The organism is Armatimonadota bacterium (assembly GCA_031081585.1).
Lineage (GTDB): Bacteria > Sysuimicrobiota > Sysuimicrobiia > Sysuimicrobiales > Humicultoraceae > Geohabitans > Geohabitans tengchongensis.
In genome coordinates, this window is the sequence record JAVHLY010000006.1 from 36,182 (window position 1) to 52,047 (window position 15,866).

At 75.1% G+C, this 15,866-nt stretch carries 17 protein-coding genes; 3 read left to right on the top strand and 14 right to left on the bottom strand.

Going from position 1 to position 15,866, the window contains the following annotated elements:
- Positions 1–99 precede the first annotated feature (99 nt).
- Positions 100–300, top strand: coding sequence for a cold-shock protein (locus tag RB146_03660; protein ID MDQ7828078.1), 201 nt, complete (start codon positions 100–102; stop codon positions 298–300).
- Between the two features lie 126 nt (positions 301–426).
- Positions 427–699 carry a YggT family protein gene (locus tag RB146_03665; protein MDQ7828079.1) on the top strand — a complete coding sequence of 91 codons (273 nt, stop codon included), beginning with the start codon at positions 427–429 and terminating at the stop codon, positions 697–699.
- On the opposite strand, the gene RB146_03670 is transcribed toward RB146_03665, so the two are convergent.
- A complete protein-coding gene (locus RB146_03670) occupies positions 682–1,911 on the bottom strand; it encodes an MFS transporter (GenBank protein MDQ7828080.1) in 1,230 nt (409 codons plus the stop codon). The two genes, RB146_03665 and RB146_03670, sit on opposite strands and share 18 nt — an antisense overlap.
- 75 nt (positions 1,912–1,986) lie before the next feature.
- Here RB146_03670 and RB146_03675 point away from each other — a divergent pair, with 75 nt between their 5' ends.
- Positions 1,987–4,881 carry an FAD-linked oxidase C-terminal domain-containing protein gene (locus RB146_03675; GenBank protein ID MDQ7828081.1) on the top strand — a complete coding sequence of 965 codons (2,895 nt, stop codon included), beginning with the start codon at positions 1,987–1,989 and terminating at the stop codon, positions 4,879–4,881.
- Between the two features lie 141 nt (positions 4,882–5,022).
- Here the strand turns inward: RB146_03675 and RB146_03680 are convergent, their stop codons facing one another.
- From RB146_03680 to RB146_03740, 13 genes are all read right to left on the bottom strand, one after another.
- Complete coding sequence (locus tag RB146_03680) at positions 5,023–5,796, bottom strand: DUF72 domain-containing protein (GenBank protein MDQ7828082.1); 774 nt, start codon at positions 5,794–5,796, stop codon at positions 5,023–5,025.
- A gap of 39 nt (positions 5,797–5,835) precedes the next feature.
- On the bottom strand, positions 5,836–6,588 hold the full coding sequence (gene hisIE / locus RB146_03685; protein ID MDQ7828083.1) for a bifunctional phosphoribosyl-AMP cyclohydrolase/phosphoribosyl-ATP diphosphatase HisIE: 753 nt from the start codon (positions 6,586–6,588) through the stop codon (positions 5,836–5,838).
- Complete coding sequence (gene hisF / locus RB146_03690; GenBank protein MDQ7828084.1) at positions 6,585–7,373, bottom strand: imidazole glycerol phosphate synthase subunit HisF; 789 nt, start codon at positions 7,371–7,373, stop codon at positions 6,585–6,587. Before hisF ends, hisIE begins: the two co-directional genes overlap by 4 nt.
- The gene (gene hisA, locus RB146_03695) at positions 7,367–8,113 is read right to left on the bottom strand and encodes a 1-(5-phosphoribosyl)-5-[(5-phosphoribosylamino)methylideneamino]imidazole-4-carboxamide isomerase (GenBank protein MDQ7828085.1); all 747 of its coding nucleotides are present in this window, start codon (positions 8,111–8,113) and stop codon (positions 7,367–7,369) included. The genes hisF and hisA overlap by 7 nt, the downstream gene beginning before the upstream one ends.
- Complete coding sequence (gene hisH / locus RB146_03700; protein ID MDQ7828086.1) at positions 8,110–8,799, bottom strand: imidazole glycerol phosphate synthase subunit HisH; 690 nt, start codon at positions 8,797–8,799, stop codon at positions 8,110–8,112. The genes hisA and hisH overlap by 4 nt, the downstream gene beginning before the upstream one ends.
- Complete coding sequence (gene hisB, locus RB146_03705) at positions 8,796–9,422, bottom strand: imidazoleglycerol-phosphate dehydratase HisB (protein ID MDQ7828087.1); 627 nt, start codon at positions 9,420–9,422, stop codon at positions 8,796–8,798. Before hisB ends, hisH begins: the two co-directional genes overlap by 4 nt.
- Positions 9,422–10,570, bottom strand: coding sequence for an aminotransferase class I/II-fold pyridoxal phosphate-dependent enzyme (locus RB146_03710; protein ID MDQ7828088.1), 1,149 nt, complete (start codon positions 10,568–10,570; stop codon positions 9,422–9,424). Before RB146_03710 ends, hisB begins: the two co-directional genes overlap by 1 nt.
- A gap of 25 nt (positions 10,571–10,595) precedes the next feature.
- Positions 10,596–11,225 (bottom strand): ATP phosphoribosyltransferase, encoded by a 630-nt coding sequence (gene hisG / locus RB146_03715; GenBank protein ID MDQ7828089.1) that lies wholly within the window; start codon positions 11,223–11,225, stop codon positions 10,596–10,598.
- Positions 11,213–12,520 carry an ATP phosphoribosyltransferase regulatory subunit gene (gene hisZ / locus RB146_03720; GenBank protein ID MDQ7828090.1) on the bottom strand — a complete coding sequence of 436 codons (1,308 nt, stop codon included), beginning with the start codon at positions 12,518–12,520 and terminating at the stop codon, positions 11,213–11,215. Before hisZ ends, hisG begins: the two co-directional genes overlap by 13 nt.
- A 121-nt stretch (positions 12,521–12,641) precedes the next feature.
- Positions 12,642–13,475 carry an iron uptake transporter permease EfeU gene (gene efeU / locus RB146_03725; GenBank protein MDQ7828091.1) on the bottom strand — a complete coding sequence of 278 codons (834 nt, stop codon included), beginning with the start codon at positions 13,473–13,475 and terminating at the stop codon, positions 12,642–12,644.
- Between the two features lie 221 nt (positions 13,476–13,696).
- On the bottom strand, positions 13,697–14,035 hold the full coding sequence (locus tag RB146_03730) for a YerC/YecD family TrpR-related protein (GenBank protein ID MDQ7828092.1): 339 nt from the start codon (positions 14,033–14,035) through the stop codon (positions 13,697–13,699).
- Positions 14,036–14,153: 118 nt separating this feature from the next.
- Entirely contained in the window at positions 14,154–14,723 is a 570-nt protein-coding gene (locus tag RB146_03735) for a Uma2 family endonuclease (GenBank protein ID MDQ7828093.1), read from the bottom strand.
- A 97-nt stretch (positions 14,724–14,820) separates the two neighbouring features.
- Positions 14,821–15,807 (bottom strand): kelch repeat-containing protein, encoded by a 987-nt coding sequence (locus RB146_03740; protein MDQ7828094.1) that lies wholly within the window; start codon positions 15,805–15,807, stop codon positions 14,821–14,823.
- Between the last annotated feature and the right edge of the window lie 59 nt (positions 15,808–15,866).

The window sequence follows — 15,866 nt, forward strand, 5'->3', positions numbered from 1 at the left end:
CCGCGCGGCAGGTAAGGCGCGGGGCGTCCCCGTACGTCAACAGCGCAGTATCTGTACGTCACCCGCCCAGGGCGGGACAAGAGGAAAGGGGTTGTCTCCATGGCAACTGGTACGGTCAAGTGGTTCAGCGCGGAGAAAGGCTACGGCTTCATCTCCGTGGAAGGCGGCAAGGACGTCTTCGTGCACTACACGGCGATTCAGGCCGACGGCTTCCGGAACCTCCAGGAAGGCCAGGCGGTGCAGTTCGACATCGTCGAGGGGAAGAAGGGGCCGCAGGCCGCCAACGTGATCCCGCTCTAAGACGCACCTGTCGGACCACGACCGGGAAGCCCGGGCATGCCCCGGGCTTCCGGCATTTCTCAGCCCCCGGGACACATCCCCCGGGAGACAAGGAAGTGGCCGGCGGGAGGTGAAGTAGCCGAGCCGATGGGACTGCTCGGTCTGGTGCAGCTCCTCTTCCGGCTCGTCTACCTCCTGCTGCTGGCCCGGGTGGTGATGTCGTGGGTCTTCCCGCGCGGTGTCGACCACCCCGTGGCGCTGGCGATCTACCGGCTCACCGACCCCATCCTCGAACCGCTGCGCCGGCTCGTCCCCCCCATCGGCGGCCTCGACATCTCCCCCATCCTGGCGTTCCTGGTCCTGGGCCTCCTCGAGCGGCTGGTCGTGGAGGCGCTGGTGGCCTCAGGGCTGGCCTTCTGAGTCCCCGTCCCGTCGGTAGCGCCTGCGCCCCCGCGGGAGGCCCGGCACCGTGAGCGCTCCCAGCGCCAGGAGGGCCAGGGTGACGGTGAGGGTGCGCTGCAGGCCCACCGCGTCGGCGACGGCACCGAAGAGGGTGAGGGTGAGGGCGGCCACGCCCCAGGCCAGACCCATGACGATGCTCGAGGCCAGGCCGGCGTGCTGCGGCAGGACCTCCTGGGCCATGACGATGGTCACCGGCGCGGAGAGGTAGATGATCACGCCGGCCACCGGCAGGAGGGCGAGGCGCCACCCCACCGGGGCCTGGAGGTAGAGCGCGAGGAGCGGCAGCGCGAGCAGGAAGGAGAGGGCCAGCACGGCCCGCCGGCCCCACCGGTCGGCCAGCATGCCGCCCGTGACACCTCCGATGGCGCCGATGCCCCCGAAGAGGAAGACGGCGGTGCCGCCCATGACCAGCGACACCCCCTGCTGCCGAAGCAGCAGCGGCAGGAAGGTCAGGAACGTCAGCGTCACGATGCTCCGGACGACCACGTAGGCCCACAGCAGTCCCAGCGTGCGGCGCTCCAGCGCCAGCGCCGACCCGAGCGTGCCGCGCCGCGCGGGCGGGGCCGTGGGCCAGCGGGCGACGGCCAGCGCCAGGGCTGCCGCCGCCACCACCCCGGGGAGGGCCGCCGCGCCTGTCGCGTCCAGGCCCTGCCACTGCACGATCGCCGAGATGTACAGGGGGCCCAGCGCGTAGGCCAGCTCGCCGCCGGCCACGAAGATGGAGAGCCCGGCGGCGCGCCGGTCGCCGCTCAGGTGGCCGGCCAGGGCCGCGCCCTGGGGGTGGAAGGCGGCGGTGCCGAGGCCGGCGGCGAAGAGCGCCAGGACGAGCACCTGGTACGCCGGCAGGAGCCCCAGCAGCGCCATCGCCGCCACGGTCAGCGCCGGACCCACGGCGGCCAGCACGCCGGTGCGCAGGCGGTCGGCGAGCAGGCCGAAGAGGGGCTGCGCCAGAGCCGCCGCCGTGTTGAGGATCGTGCCGAGCAGGCCGGCCAGCGCCAGGCTGAGGTCGAAGCGCGCGACCACCAGCGGCAGGAGCGGGGCCAGCCAGCTCATGTGGAAGTCGTTGAGGAAGTGGTTGGCCGTCACCCCGAGCAGGCGGCGGAGGTCGGGCGCGCGCGGCGGAGCGACGGGAGGCACGGCTGGAGCCGGACGGGTCGGTGCGAGGGACACGCCGCCCATTATACCGGAGGTCCCCCACGCGACGAGGAGACGGCGCGCGCGGCCGGCGAATCCCTTGGCGGAACCATGACGACGGAGACGCTCGCCCGACGGCTGCGCGAAGCCGTCCGCGGGGAGGTGCGCTTCGACGCCTTCTCCCGCGTCCTCTACAGCACCGACGCCTCGATCTACCAGATCCTGCCCATCGGCGTGGTCCTGCCCCGCGACGCCGACGACATCGCCGCGGCGCTGCGGGTCTGCGCCGACGCCGGCGTGCCGGTGCTCCCGCGCGGGGCCGGCACCAGCCTGGCCGGCCAGACGGTCGGGCGGGCCGTGGTGCTGGACTGCTCGCGCCACATGGACCGCATCCTGGAGGTCGACCCGGCGGAGCGGCGGGCGCGGGTCGAGCCCGGCGTCGTGCAGGACGTCCTGAACCAAGCCGTGGCCCCCTACGGCCTGCGCCTGGGCCCCGACACGGCCACGAGCAACCGGGCCACGCTCGGCGGGATGATCGGCAACAACTCCGCGGGCGCCCGCTCCATCGTCTACGGGAAGATGGTCGACCACGTCGAGCGCCTGCGCGTGCTGCTGGCCGACGGCACCGAACTCCACCTGGGGCCGCTGGACGACGCGGCGCTGGCGGCCGTCCGCGCCCGCCCGTCCCGCGAGGGGCGGCTGGTGGACACCGTCCTGCGCCTGGTCGAGGCCCACCGCGACGAGATCGACCGCCGCTACCCCAGGCTCCTGCGGCGCGTCGCCGGCTACAACCTGCCCGAGCTGCTCCTGCGGCCCTTCAACCTGGCCCGCCTGATCGTCGGCTCCGAAGGGACACTGGGCGTCGTCACCGAGGCCACGGTGCGCCTCGTCCCCCGCCCGCGCCACACCGCCCTGGCCGTGGTCCACTTCGCCGACCTGCTGGAGGCGCTGGAGGCCACGCAGGTCATCCTGCCCCACGGCCCCTCGGCGGTGGAGCTGCTCGACCGCATGATCCTGGAGATGACCCGCGCCCAGCTGGAGTACGCCCGCCGCCTCACCTTCGTGCAGGGGGAGCCGGAGGCGCTGCTCATCGTGGAGTTCAGCGGGGAGCGCCGGGAGGAGGCGCTGGAGCGCCTCGACGCCATGACGCGCGCGCTGGCGGCGGCCCGGATGGGGTACGCGGTCGTGCCCGCCGTGGAGGCGGCCGAGCAGGACAACATCTGGCGCGTGCGCAAGGCCGGCCAGGGGCTGCTGCAGGGGGTGAAGGGCGACACCAAGCCCATCACCTTCGTCGAGGACACGGCGGTCCCGCCGGCGGTCCTGGCCCCCTACATCCGGCGCCTGCGGGCGATCCTGGAGGCGCACGGCCTGCGCGCGGCCGTCTACGCCCACGCCAGCGTCGGCTGCCTGCACGTCCGCCCCCTCATCAACTTGAAGGACGCGCAGCAGGTGGCCACGATGCGCGCTGTCGCCGAGGCGGTGGGGGAGCTGGTCCTGGAGTTCGGCGGGGCGATGAGCGGCGAGCACGGGGACGGGTTGGTGCGCGGCTGGTTCCTGGAGCGCTACTTCGGGCCGGTGGTCTACGACCTCTTCCGCCACATCAAGCGCGCCTTCGACCCGCAGGGGCTGATGAACCCCGGGAAGATCGTGGACGCCCCACCCATGACCGAGGACCTGCGCTACGGCCCCGGCTACCGCACGATCGCCGTCCCCACCGTCTTCGACTGGAGCCGCGACGGGGGGTTCGCCGCCGCGGTGGAGCTGTGCAGCGGCGTGGGCGCCTGCCGCAAGACCACCGACGGCGTCATGTGCCCCTCCTACATGGCGACGCGCGAGGAGGAGCACAGCACGCGCGGGCGCGCCAACCTGCTGCGGGCGGTCCTCTCCGGGGTGCTGCCGCCCGAGGAACTCACCGGGCGCCGCCTGTACGAGGCCCTCGACCTCTGCCTGGAGTGCAAGGGGTGCAAGGCGGAGTGCCCGGCCAACGTGGACATGGCCAAGATGAAGTACGAGTTCCTGGCCCGCTACCACGAGGCGCACGGCACGCCCCTGCGCGCCCGCCTCTTCGCCCACGTCCACACCCTGAGCCGCTGGGGCGCCGCGGCGGCCCCCCTCGCCGGGGCGCTGGCCCGCTCCACCCCGGTGCGCTGGGCGCTGGACCGGTTCCTGGGGATCGACCGGCGGCGGCCGCTGCCGCCGCTGGCCCGCCCCACCTTCGACCGCTGGTGGCACCGGCGCAACGGGACCGCTCCGGCGCCGGACGCGCCGCGCGTGGCGCTCTTTGCCGACACCTTCACGCGCTTCACCGTGCCCGAAGTGGGGCGGGCGGCGGTGCAGGTGCTGGAGGCCCTGGGCTACCGGGTGGAGGTGCCGGCGGTGGGGTGCTGCGGGCGGCCGATGATCAGCAAGGGCCTCCTGCGGGAGGCGCGCCGCGCCGCCGAAGCCAACGTCCGCCGCCTCCTCCCCTACGCGGCCGCGGGAATCCCCATCGTCGGGCTGGAGCCCTCCTGCCTGCTCACCTTCCGCGACGAGGTGCCGGACCTGCTGCCGGGCGAGGACACGCGCACCCTGGCCGCGCACGCCGTCCTCATCGACGAGTTCTTGGCCCGCCACCTCGAGGCGTCGCCCGCGGGGCTGGGCGCGGTGGGGGACGGGCGCCGGGTACTGCTGCACCCGCACTGCCACCAGCGGGCGGCGGTGGGGACCGGGCCTGCTACGGCAGTGCTGCGGGCGGCGGGGTTCGCGGTGGACGTGGTGGACTCGGGGTGCTGCGGGATGGCCGGCGCCTTCGGGTACGAACGGGAGCACTACGCGCTCTCCATGGCCATCGCCGAACGCCGCCTGCTCCCGGCGGTGCGCGCGCTCCCCCCCGAGGTGGAGGTGGTGGCGATGGGCATCTCCTGCCGCCAGCAGATCGCCCACGGGACGGGTCGGCGGGCGAAGCACCTGGTGGAGGTGCTCGCCGGCGACGCGGGCCGCAGCGCCGTCCGGGCGGCGAGAGCCTAAGGGTCCGGAGCGGTCCCCGCTCGATCTCCAACCCGCAACGCGTGTAGCGCGGACGACACCGCGGAGTCGGCCAACCCGCCGCGCGGCGCCTCTTGCGCGCGGCGGGGGTCGAGGCCGGCGGCCTCGGCCGGCACGAGCGCCTCAGCCAACGCGCCGCGCTCCCCGGCCCGCGCGGGCGCCCGCCGGCTCGCCCGCGCGCACCAGCGCGGCGAAGCGGCGGGCGTCCTCCCACATGGCCACGTTGTTGAAGAGGACGTACGTCTCGCCGCGGCAGCGGGCGCGCAGGAGGGCCAGGTCGTCGTCGGTGTAGCGGTAGCGGTACCCGCCGCGCCCGTGCAACCGGTAGTAGCGCGGCCGACCGGCGACCGGCGACGCGACGAACGGGTCCACGGCGTGGATCAGGTCCAGCTCGCGGCACAGCGCGCGCACGAGGGTAGCCGGCCACGCACCGCGGGGCTCCCAGGCGAAGCGCAGGCCGTCCCGGTCGACCCGCGCGAAGAAGCGGCGCAGCCGCTCGACGTTGCCGTCGGAGGGGAGGAAGCTGGCCGGGCACTGGAAGAGGACCAGGCGGGCGCGCAGTACCCGGGCGATCTCCCGCGTCGCCTCCCAGGCCTGGGCCACCTCCTCGGTGGGGGCGAAGCTGCCGTAGCGGTCGTGGTGCGCCTCGGGGATGGCGCGGCCGAGGCGACGGTAGGTCGGGCTGGTGGGCGGGTGGGTGATGAGCTGCCAGGCCTTCAGGGTGAACTCGAAGGACTCCGGGACGCGCGCGCGCCACCGCGCCGCCGTGGCCGGGCGCGGCGGGCGGTAGAAGGTCTGCTGCACTTCCACCACCGGCATCTCACGGGCATAGAGGTCGAGCCGGCGGGGGAACCCGCAGCAGCCGACGCGGATGGCCTCGGGGCGTTGCACGGGCATGCGCTCGCGGCCCCCCTTCGCCGCGAGGGCGCAGGGCTCCTACGGACCGCCCCTCCCGGCGCGGCGGCGCCGCAGCACGCCGCGCACCGCCTCCAGGCTCACGCCGCGCTCGACCAGCAGCACCAGGGTGTGGTAGAGGAGGTCGGCCGCCTCCTCGGCCACCCGCTCATCGCGCTCGGCGACGGCCGCGCGCACGAGTTCTCCGGCCTCCTCACGGACCTTCGCCCCGATGCGCGCGCGCCCGGCTCGCAGGAGGGCGGTGGTGTAGGACCCTGCGGGCAGCTCGGCACGGCGGCGGACGAGCAGCGCAAAGAGCTCGTCCAGGATGTCGGGCGCCGCTCCCCCGGGTGTCGCCGGCGGGAGGAGGGTCGAACCATCGGGAGCGCGGAAGAAGCAGGAAGGCTCGCCGGTGTGGCAGGCGGGGCCGGTCTGGTCCACCAGCAGCAGCAGAGCGTCGCCGTCGCAGTCCACCCGCACCTCGCGCACCGTCTGGGTGTGGCCGGAGGTCTCGCCCTTGCGCCACAGCGCCGCTCGGCGGCGGCTCCAGTACCAGGCCTGCCCGGTGGCCAGCGTGCGCGCCAGCGCCTCGGCGTTCATCCACGCCACCATGAGGATCCGACCGGTGCGCGCCTCCTGCGCGACGACCGGCAGAAGACCGTCCGGGCCGAACTGCACGGCGCGCGTCCGCGCGTCCTCCGCAGCCCGCGCGTCCTCGGCAGGCCGCCCATCCTCGACCGACCGCACCGGCATGGGGTCGGGCTGCGGCCTGCCGGCGGCGTCCGTCCCGCTCATGGGATCGGTCCTCCCACCGGCGTCTCCCGGCGCACCGCCACGCCCCGCGCCTCCAGGTAGCGCTTCACCTCGTCGATGCGCACCGCCCCCGTGTGGAAGATGGACGCGGCCAGGGCGGCATCGGCCTTGCCCGCGGTGAGGACGGCGTGGACGTGCTCCGGGGTCCCCGCCCCGCCCGAGGCGATGACCGGGATCGCCACGGCCTCGGCGACGGCGCGCGTGAGCGCCAGGTCGTAGCCCTCCTGGGTGCCGTCGCGGTCGATGCTCGTCAGCAGGATCTCCCCGGCGCCCCGCGCGGCCACCTCCTGCGCCCACGCCACCGCGTCCCGCCCGGTGGGGCGGCGGCCGCCGTGGGTGTAGACCTCCCACCCGTCGCCGGCGGCGCGCCGCTTCGCGTCGATGGCCACGACCACGCACTGGCTGCCGAAGCGGTCGGCCGCCTCCTCGACCAGCGCCGGGTCGGCCACCGCCGCCGTGTTGACCGCCACCTTGTCCGCGCCCGCCCGCAGGAGCCGCCGCACGTCCTCCACCGAGCGCACCCCGCCGCCGACGGTCAGCGGGATGGTGAGACGGGCCGCGGCCGCCCGCACCGCCGCCTCGAGCGTCTCCCGGCCCTCCACGGAGGCCGTGATGTCGAGGAAGACCACCTCGTCCGCGCCCTCCCGGTCGTAGAGCGCGGCCAGCTCGGCGGGGTCGCCGGCGTCACGCAGGTTCACGAAGCGGACACCCTTCACCACCCGGCCGGCATCCACGTCCAGGCAGGGGATGATGCGCGCGGCTACCATGCGCCTCCTCCCGTGGCCGTTCCCGTTCCGACAGCCATCAGGTCAACCCGTCCCTCGTACAGCGCCCGGCCCACGATGGCCCCGGCCGCGCCCGCCTCCGCCAGCGCCGCCAGGTCCTCGGGGCGGCCCACGCCCCCGGCCGCCAGGACGGGGACCTGCACAGCCCGGCAGAAGGCCCGGACCGCCTCCACGTCCGGTCCTGTCAGCGTCCCGTCCCTGCTCACCGCCGTGTAGATGAAGCGCCGGATCCCCGCGTCGACCAGCCGCCGGGCCAGGTCGAGCGGGGCGTCCCCGGCCGCCCTCCACCCGTCCACCATCGCCCGCCCGCCCCGCACGTCCAGGGCCGCAGCGACCCGCTCGCCGAACCGCCCCGTCGCCGCAGGGGCCAGGGCCAGGGCGGCGGTGCCGAGCACCACGCGGGCCACGCCGGCAGCGAGCAGCCGCTCGACGTCCTCGAGCGTGCGCACGCCGCCGCCGGCCTGCACCGGCACGGGGACCGCCCGGGCGATCGCCTCGATGAGGTCGCGGTGCACGGGACGGCCGGCGAAGGCGCCATCGAGGTCCACCACGTGCAGCCAGGGAGCGCCCCGCTGTGCCCAGGTCCGCGCCACCGCCACCGGGTCGCCACTGTAGACGCGCTCGCGGGCGGGATCCCCCTGGACGAGGCGGACGCAGCGGCCGGCGCGCAGGTCCACCGCCGGGATCACCGCGAACGTGCGGAGCGGCGCGGGGAGCGTCATGGCACGGGCGCCGGATGGCGGGGCTCGCCGCCCAGCCGGCCCGCAGCGGCCAGGCGGACGATCCCTTCCAGCAGGCGGCGGCCGGTCGCCCCGCTCTTCTCCGGGTGGAACTGCACCCCGAGGAGCGCTCCACGGCCCACCACTGCCGCCACGGGGCCGCCGTAGTCGGTGACGGCCAGGACATCCTCCGTGCGGCCCGGGCGCACGACGTAGCTGTGGACGAAGTAGGCCCACGCGCCCTCGAGGCCGTCCAGCACCGGGTGCGCGGCCGTGCAGCGCAGGCGGTTCCAGCCCATGTGCGGGACCTTCAGCTCCGCCGGCAGCCGGACCACCTCGCCGGGGAGCAGCCCCAGCCCCTCCGCCCCGCCGCCTTCGCCGCTGCGCTCGAAGAGCAGCTGCATCCCCAGGCAGACGCCCAGCAGCGGGGTGCCCCGTCGCACCTCCTCCACCAGCCAGGCCGGAAACCCGGCGGCGGCCAGACGGGCCATGGCCGGCGGGAAGGCGCCCACACCGGGCAGCACCAGCAACGCCCACGGACCGGCTTCCGGCGCGGGCGCGGGCAACACCGTCACCGCCGCACCCGCGCGGGTGAGCGCGCCCACCAGGCTGAAGAGGTTGCCGGCCCCGTAGTCGATCACGCCGACGCGCGGGGCCTGCGGCACGGACGGGGCGCCCGGAGCGCTCACAGCACGCCCTTCGTCGAGGGGATGGCCTCGCCGCGCACCCGGGTAGCCCGTCCCAGGACGATCCCCGTCCCCTTGAAGGCCGCCTCCAGCACGTGGTGCGCGTTCTCGCCGTGCCACTGCACCAGGTGGAGCGTGACCGCGGCGTGCGTGGTGAAGGCACGGAAGAACTCCCGCGCGAGGTCGGTGGGGAACGTGCCGAGGAGCTGCGGCGGCACGGTCAGCCCGTAGTGCAGGTAGGGGCGGCCGCCCACGTCGACGGCGGCCAGCACGAGCGCGTCGTCCATGGGCACGTGCTGCGAGGCGAAGCGCACGATCCCCTGCCCGCTGCCGACGGCCTCGCGCAGGGCCTGGCCCAGCACGATCCCCGTGTCCTCGACGGTGTGGTGGGGGTCGACCGCCAGGTCGCCCCGCGCGTGGACCTCCAGGTCGAAGCCGCTGTGCCGGGCCAGGGCGGTGAGCATGTGGTCGAGGAAGGGCACCCCGGTCGCCACCACGCTCTCGCCGGCACCGTCCAGGGTGAGCGCCACGGTCACCGCCGTCTCGGCGGTGCGGCGCTCCACGCGCGCCAACCGCAGGGCGCGCTCCCCGCCGCCCGCTGCCGACGCGCGCGCCCCCGGCGGCATCAGGCGCCCTCCCCCAGCACGCGCCGCAGGGCGGCGACGAACCGGTCGTCCTCCCCCGGCTGCCCCACGCTCACCCGCAGGCAGCCGGCCAGCGCCGGCCAGGCGGAGACGTCGCGCACCAGCACCCCGTGCGCCAGGAGGCGCGCCGCCACCTCGGGCGCGGGCAGCGGCGTGCGAAAGAGGAGGAAGTTGGCGTCGGAGGGGAAGACGGTGACACCCGGCACCTCTCGGAGCGCACCGGCCAGCCGCTCCCGCTCCGCCACCACCGTCCGCACCCGCTCGGCCACGAGGTCGGGGCGTTCCGCCGCGGCCCGGGCCGCCTCCAGCGAGAAGACGTTCAGCGTGTAGGGTGGCAACGCCCGGCGCACCGCGCCGATGACCTCCGGGTCGGCGACGATCCAGCCGATCCGTGCGCCGGCGAGCGCCAACGCCTTCGACGCGGTACGCAGCAGGGCGACGTGCGGGTACCGGTCTAGCAGCGGCCGGTGCGTGCGCCCGGCGAAGGCGGCATAAGCCTCGTCGACCACCACGAGCCCGGGGGCGCCGCGCACGACCGCCTCCACGGCCTCGGGGGAGAAGGCGTTCCCGGTAGGGTTGTTGGGCGAGGTGAGGAAGACCACGGGCGCGGTCTCGCCCGAACCCGCCCCATCCGCTGCCGGTTCGCCCGCTGCCGTCTGGCGCGCGGTTGCGTGGCGCGCGGCCGCCAGCACCGCCCCGGGGTCGAGCGCGAAGTTAGGGCGCAGCGGCACCTCGACCAGACGCGCGCCGGCGCTCGCCGCCAGCGCCCGGACCATCGAGTACCCGGGCACCGGGAAGACCACGGCACCGCCGGCGGCGAAGGCCAGCAGCACTCCCAGGATGGCCTCGTTGGAGCCGTTCGTCGCCAGCATCATCTCCGGGTCGACGCCCTCCAGGCGGGCCAGCGCCGCGCGCACCTCCGCCGCGTCGGCCTCCGGGTAGCGGTGCCACGCCCGGGCGGCCACGCGCTCCAGGACGACGCGCTTGAGGTCGGCCGGCCAGTCGGCCGGGCTCTCGTTCCGGTTGAGCCGCACCGGCGCGTGCTGCGCGACCCGGTACAGGGGCAGCGCGGCCACTTCCGGGCGGGGCCGGGCGCGCTGCGGGATCGGGCGGACGCCGGGGCGCGGCATCACGCGGGGCTCACGAACGGCCGATTCATGTGGCCTGCACCGCAGGCGCCACCGCCTCGAGCAGCGCCCGCACGCCCGGCGCCTTGAGCCGCAGGCTCACCCGGTTTACCACCAACCGGGCGGTGGAGCGGAAGACCTCGGCCACCTCGACCAGGCGGTTCGCCCGCAGCGTGCGACCGGTCATCACCAGGTCGACGATGGCGTCCGCCAGGCCCACCTGCGGGGCCAGCTCCAGCGCCCCGTGCAGGACGATGACCTCCACCGGACGGCGGGCCTGCTCGAAGAACCGCGCCGTCACGCGCGGGTAGCGGGTGGCCACGCGCAGCGGGGCCGAGCCGGCGAGCAGCGCCTCCCGGCCGGCCGGCACCGCCACCACAGCCCGGCAGGCGCCGAACCCCAGGTCGGCCAGCTCGTAGACGTCGGCCTCCTGCTCGAGGAGCAGGTCCTGGCCGACGATGCCCGCGTCGGCCGCGCCGTGCTCCACGTACGTGAGGATGTCGAGCGGCTTGGCCACGAGGATGCGCCCGCCCTCCGGCCCCGGCAGGACGAGGGCGCGCTCGGGCGGCGGGGCGTCGAGCAGCCGGAGCCGCTGCAGCAGCGCCACGGCCTCGGGGAAGAGGCGGCCGGTGGGGACGGCCAGCGTCAGTGGCTCCACGCTCCCACCTCCGGACCCCCGGCCACCTGGTGGGCGTCCGCGGCGGCCACCACGTCGGCGGCCCCTGCCACCGGCACGCGCCGCTCGACGGTGGGACCGTCGCCGCGGAGCCGGCGCACGCGAGCACCGTCGCCGTCCACCCACATCACCCAGCGCGCGCCTTCGCGCCCGGCCCGGTCCAGGGTCTTCTCCCAGGAGCGGCCCGGCTCGGCGATGACGGCGGCCCCGGCCTCGCGCAGGCCGCGGGCCAGGCGCAACGCGGAGGCGCGCGCCGTCGGTTCCGCCCAGGCGATGAGGACGTCCAGCTCCTCCTCGCCGTCCGCGACGAGGGCCACCACGCGGTCGACGCCCAGGGCGAACCCCGTCGCCGGGGCAGGGGTCCCGAAGGCGGCCAGGAGGCCATCGTACCGCCCGCCGCCGAGCAGCGGGTAGCCCGAGCCGGCCCCGTAGCCCTCGAAGACGACGCCGGTGTAGTAGCTGAAGTCCCGGATGATGCTGAGGTCGACCGCCGCCGCCTCGCCCACACCGTGCTCCTCCAGCCGGCCCAGCAGCGCCTCGAGCCCCGCGAGCGCGGCCTCCCCGCGTTCCGTGCGCACCACCGCCCGCGCCGCCGCCAGGGCGTCACCCCCCTGCAGCAGCGGCAGCTCGCGAAGGAACGCGCCGAGGTGCCGGTCGGGGACCGTCGTCTCGATGCCGGCGAACTGCTTGCGGTAGAGACGGGCCACGAGCGCGTCCCGCGTCTCCGGGGGCAGCGCGCCCAGGGCGTCGTCCAGGAAGCCGATGTGGCCCACCGTCACGACCGGCCGGGCGATGCCGGCGCGCCGCAGCGCCTCCACGGCCAGCGCGATCACCTCGGCGTCCGCGTCTACGCCGTCCTCGCCCAGGCGCTCGACCCCGGCCTGCGTGAACTCCCGCAGCCGCCCCCGCCCCTCCTCCTGCTCCCGGTAGACCGGCGCCACGTAGGCCAGGCGCAGCGGCCCGGCGGCATCCGGCAGGAGACGGGTGGCGGCCAGCCGGGCGATGGAGACGGTCAGGTCGGGGCGCAGGGCCAGCAGCTCCCCCCGCCGGCCGACCACCTTGAAGAGGCGGTCCTGGATCCCGGGCCCGCCGCCGTGGACGAGCGTCTCCAGGTACTCCAGCGCGGGGGTGAGGACCTCGCGGTAGCCCCAGGCGCGGAAGGTGCCCCGCAGGCGGCCGACCACCCGCAGGTGGCGGGCCGCCTCGGCGGGGGCCAGGTCGCGCAGGCCGCGGGGCAGCGCGGCCCAGCGCTGGCGGGGGCCGGTGCGCAGGCGCAGCGAGACTTCACTCCTTTAGCAAGTTAAATTGCTACCGAAGCAAACTGCCGTTGAGGATACCCCGGCGGTGGCCGGCACGTCAACCCGGTGGGGCGGCAGGGCGGCCGCGGCGCGAGGTCGGCTAACCGACGCGCTCGGTCGTCGGGCGCAGCTCCCGGAGGGTGGGCGGGCGGAAGTAGGCCCACCCCACGAGCCCGAGGTAGCCCCCGTAGGCCACGACCTCCACCAGCGAGGGGTCGCCGTTGTAGCCGAAGAGCGCGGCCAGGAAACTCCCCAAGAGGGACCGTTCGTCCAGCACGGCGTTCGTGTTCCAGACGGGCTCCACGAGCGCCGGTACCAGGCCGGCCTCGTGGAACTCGTGAAGGCCGTGGGCGAGCAACCCGGCCGCGAAGAGGAGCAGCAGGATGCTGGTGACGTTGAAGAACGCCCGCAGGTTCAGCCGGTAGGTGCCGCGGTAGAGCAGGTAGCCCAGCACCGCCGCGGCCGCGAGGCCGAGCCCTCCGCCCAGCAGCGCCGCGGAGGCCGAGGCGGTCGTGATCGCCGCGATCATGAAGAGGACGGTCTCGAGCCCTTCCCGCCCCACCGCGACGAAGGCCAGCAGGCCCAGCGCCCACAGGGAGCCGGATTCCAGCGCCGTCTGCACCTGGGCCTGCAGGTGCGCCCGGATGCCGATGGCCTGACGCCGCATCCAGAAGATCATGTAGGCGAGGACGCCCGCGGCCGCCACCATGGTAGCGCCCTCGAAGATCTCCTCGGCGTGCCCCTCCAGGCCCCCAGCCGTGAGGAAGATCGCTACGCCGGCGGCCACGCTGAGCACGATGCTCGACACGGTCCCCAGCCAGACGGCGCCCGCCTTGTCCCGGTGTCCGGTCCTGGCCAGGTAGGCCAGGATGATGCCGAGGATCAGCGCCGCTTCCAGACCCTCCCGCAGGGTGATCAGCAGAGACGAAGCCATCGCTGCTCCTCTCCTGGGCCCGCGCGCGGGCTCGTGGGCCGGCGCGCGGGCTCGACGTGCCGGGGCCCGGGTGTCACGCCGCGGGTAGGCTACCTCGGTGCGTGCGGCGACAACAAGGGGATTGCCGAACAATCGTTGTTACCAGCCAACAGGAGATGCGTCGGCCTGCGTGCGGGTCTCCGCTCTCCAGGGTGGTGCAGGAACCAGGCCAGCGGGGCGCCTCAACCGCGGCCCCCCCGCCCCGGGCGCACACCCAGACGGGTGAGCACCAGGCGGTAGCCGTCGGCGCCGTACTCCAGGAAGCGGCGCACACGGCTGATGGTGGCGCTGCTGGCCCCCGTGCGCGCCGCCACCTCCTGGTAGGTCCGTCCCTCGAAGAGGAGGCGGGCGATCTCCAGGCGCTGCGCCATCGCCTTGAACTCGCCGATGGTGGCGACGTCCTCGAAGAACCGGTAGCACTCCTCCACGGAGGTGAGGGTGAGCACCGCCTGGCAGAACCGGTCGGCCAGCGGGTCCTTCAGGCGCGGGTTGATGGGACGCCGGGGGCGTGGCACGGCCATGGCTGCTGCCTGCTTCCCCGGCCTCGGCGCATCCTCCTGCGCCCGCTGAGGCCTGGACCCCCGGCATCACGCGGCCCATGGTGCCCGCGGATGAGCAGGCCCTTCGGCGTGCGTCCCCTCAGTCCTCGAAGAGGGGCTTCAGCTCCAGCTCAAAGCCCGGGAGCTCCGGATCCAGTGGAACACGCGCGGGCTCGCGACTGACCTCAGGCGCGCGGCCCGGGCGGTGAACCTCCACCGTTCGCGTGTAGGGGTCCACCAGCACGGCCACCCGCGCGCCGTTCCTCAGGTAGGCCTGCAGCTTCTCACGCACCTCTTCGGCGTCCTGCCCCCGTGAGCGGAGTTCAAAGACCGCGTCCGGGCACAGGGGCACGAACCCCTCCCGTTCCTGCCGGGTCAGGACCTCCCACCGCTCTCGGGACACCCAGGATGCGTCGGGAGAGAACAGCGCCCCGTCGGGAAGCCGAAATCCCGTGGAGGAGTCGAAGACGACACCGGTCCGGGTCCGCTCATTCCACCCCTGGAGCTGGTAGCCCAAGTTCACGCTGCGCCGCCCATGCTCTCCTCCCGGAGGGCTCACCACCAGCCTCCCGTCCGCGGTGCGCTCAAACTGATACCCCGGGTTCCGCTCCGAGAGCCGCAACAGCTCCTCGTCCGTTACCGCCCGCAGCAGGTCGATCCGAACCACCACGGAAGACCTCCTCCCGGGCTCCGGAGAGCTCCGGAGAGATTGTAGCGTGCCGGCGAGACGATCCGGCCGCGACGGCGCCCTTCCTCCGGAACCCGGATCAGTCGGGGATGTAGACCTCGTTGGCGCCGCTGAACGACCCGCCCGGGCGCGGCCCGCCGCTGAGGGCGTAGACGCGCCCCTCCAGCGCCACCGCGGCCAGCCCGTGGCGCGGCGTGGGCATGGGCGCGCGGGGGGTCCAGCTCCCCGTGCGCGTGTCGAACTCCTCGTTCTCGGGGTAGGTGGTGGGCCGGCCCAGTTCCCCGCCCATGACGAAGACGCGGGGACCCACCGCAGCCGCACCGTACCCGCTGCGCGGCGTCGGCATCGGTGCCGCCATGCGCCAGGTGTCGGCGGCCGGGTCGTAGACCTCGGTGACCGGCAGGTTCCGCCCACTCCGCCGTCCGCCGAAGGCATAGACCCTCCCATCCACCGCCACGGCCCCCAGGTGGTCGCGCGCCACGGCCATGGGGGCGAGCGCTCGCCACCGGTCCTGGTCCGGATCGTACAGCTCGACGGCCGTCACGTCGCCTCCCGGCCCCACGCCGCCCACGGCGATGATGCGCCCGTCCACGACCGCTGCGGCGAGCGCCCCGCGCGGGGTCGGCAGCGGCGCGCGCTGCCGCCAGCGGTCCTGTGCGGGGTCGTACTCGAAGACGGCGGCGAGCGGTGTCCAGCGCGCGTCGAACCCGCCGATGACGTAGAGCCGGCCGCCGACGGCGGCCGCGGCGGCGTGGTGCACGGCGATGGGCAGGGAGGTCCGGGGGTGCCAGGTGTTCGCGGCGGGATCGTACTCCTCCACCGCCCCCGTCACCCCGCCCGGGACCAGACCGCCAATGACGTAGATCCGCCCGCCCAGCGCGGCCCCCGCCACCTCGGTGCGCTCTGAGGGCATCCGTGCCCGGGACTCCCAGCGTCCCGCACCGGGGGCAGCCCGCAGCGGGACCGCCTGCGTGCTGAGGAGCGCCAGGACGGTCAGGAAGGCCAGGGCAGGGGCAGGCGGGGTGGAGACGGGGCGGAGGGCCTGACCGGGCGAGATGCGCGCCATCACCCGCGCAGGCGAGCGGGACGCAGGGACGGCCGGACCTTCATCGGTTGAGCACGGGT

Excerpts from the sequence above, each read along its gene's own strand:
- RB146_03660 (MDQ7828078.1), top strand. The coding sequence starts at position 100 with ATGGCAACTGGTACGGTCAAGTGGTTCAGCGCGGAGAAAGGCTACGGC.
- RB146_03710 (MDQ7828088.1), bottom strand. The coding sequence starts at position 10,570 with ATGCCGCGCCCCGGCGTCCGCCCGATCCCGCAGCGCGCCCGGCCCCGC.
- RB146_03730 (MDQ7828092.1), bottom strand. The coding sequence starts at position 14,035 with ATGGCCGTGCCACGCCCCCGGCGTCCCATCAACCCGCGCCTGAAGGAC.
- hisA (MDQ7828085.1), bottom strand. The coding sequence starts at position 8,113 with ATGACGCTCCCCGCGCCGCTCCGCACGTTCGCGGTGATCCCGGCGGTG.
- hisIE (MDQ7828083.1), bottom strand. The coding sequence starts at position 6,588 with ATGAGCGGGACGGACGCCGCCGGCAGGCCGCAGCCCGACCCCATGCCG.
- hisF (MDQ7828084.1), bottom strand. The coding sequence starts at position 7,373 with ATGGTAGCCGCGCGCATCATCCCCTGCCTGGACGTGGATGCCGGCCGG.
- RB146_03740 (MDQ7828094.1), bottom strand. The coding sequence starts at position 15,807 with ATGGCGCGCATCTCGCCCGGTCAGGCCCTCCGCCCCGTCTCCACCCCG.
- RB146_03675 (MDQ7828081.1), top strand. The coding sequence starts at position 1,987 with ATGACGACGGAGACGCTCGCCCGACGGCTGCGCGAAGCCGTCCGCGGG.
- hisB (MDQ7828087.1), bottom strand. The coding sequence starts at position 9,422 with ATGCCGCCGGGGGCGCGCGCGTCGGCAGCGGGCGGCGGGGAGCGCGCC.
- efeU (MDQ7828091.1), bottom strand. The coding sequence starts at position 13,475 with ATGGCTTCGTCTCTGCTGATCACCCTGCGGGAGGGTCTGGAAGCGGCG.
- RB146_03680 (MDQ7828082.1), bottom strand. The coding sequence starts at position 5,796 with ATGCCCGTGCAACGCCCCGAGGCCATCCGCGTCGGCTGCTGCGGGTTC.
- RB146_03665 (MDQ7828079.1), top strand. The coding sequence starts at position 427 with ATGGGACTGCTCGGTCTGGTGCAGCTCCTCTTCCGGCTCGTCTACCTC.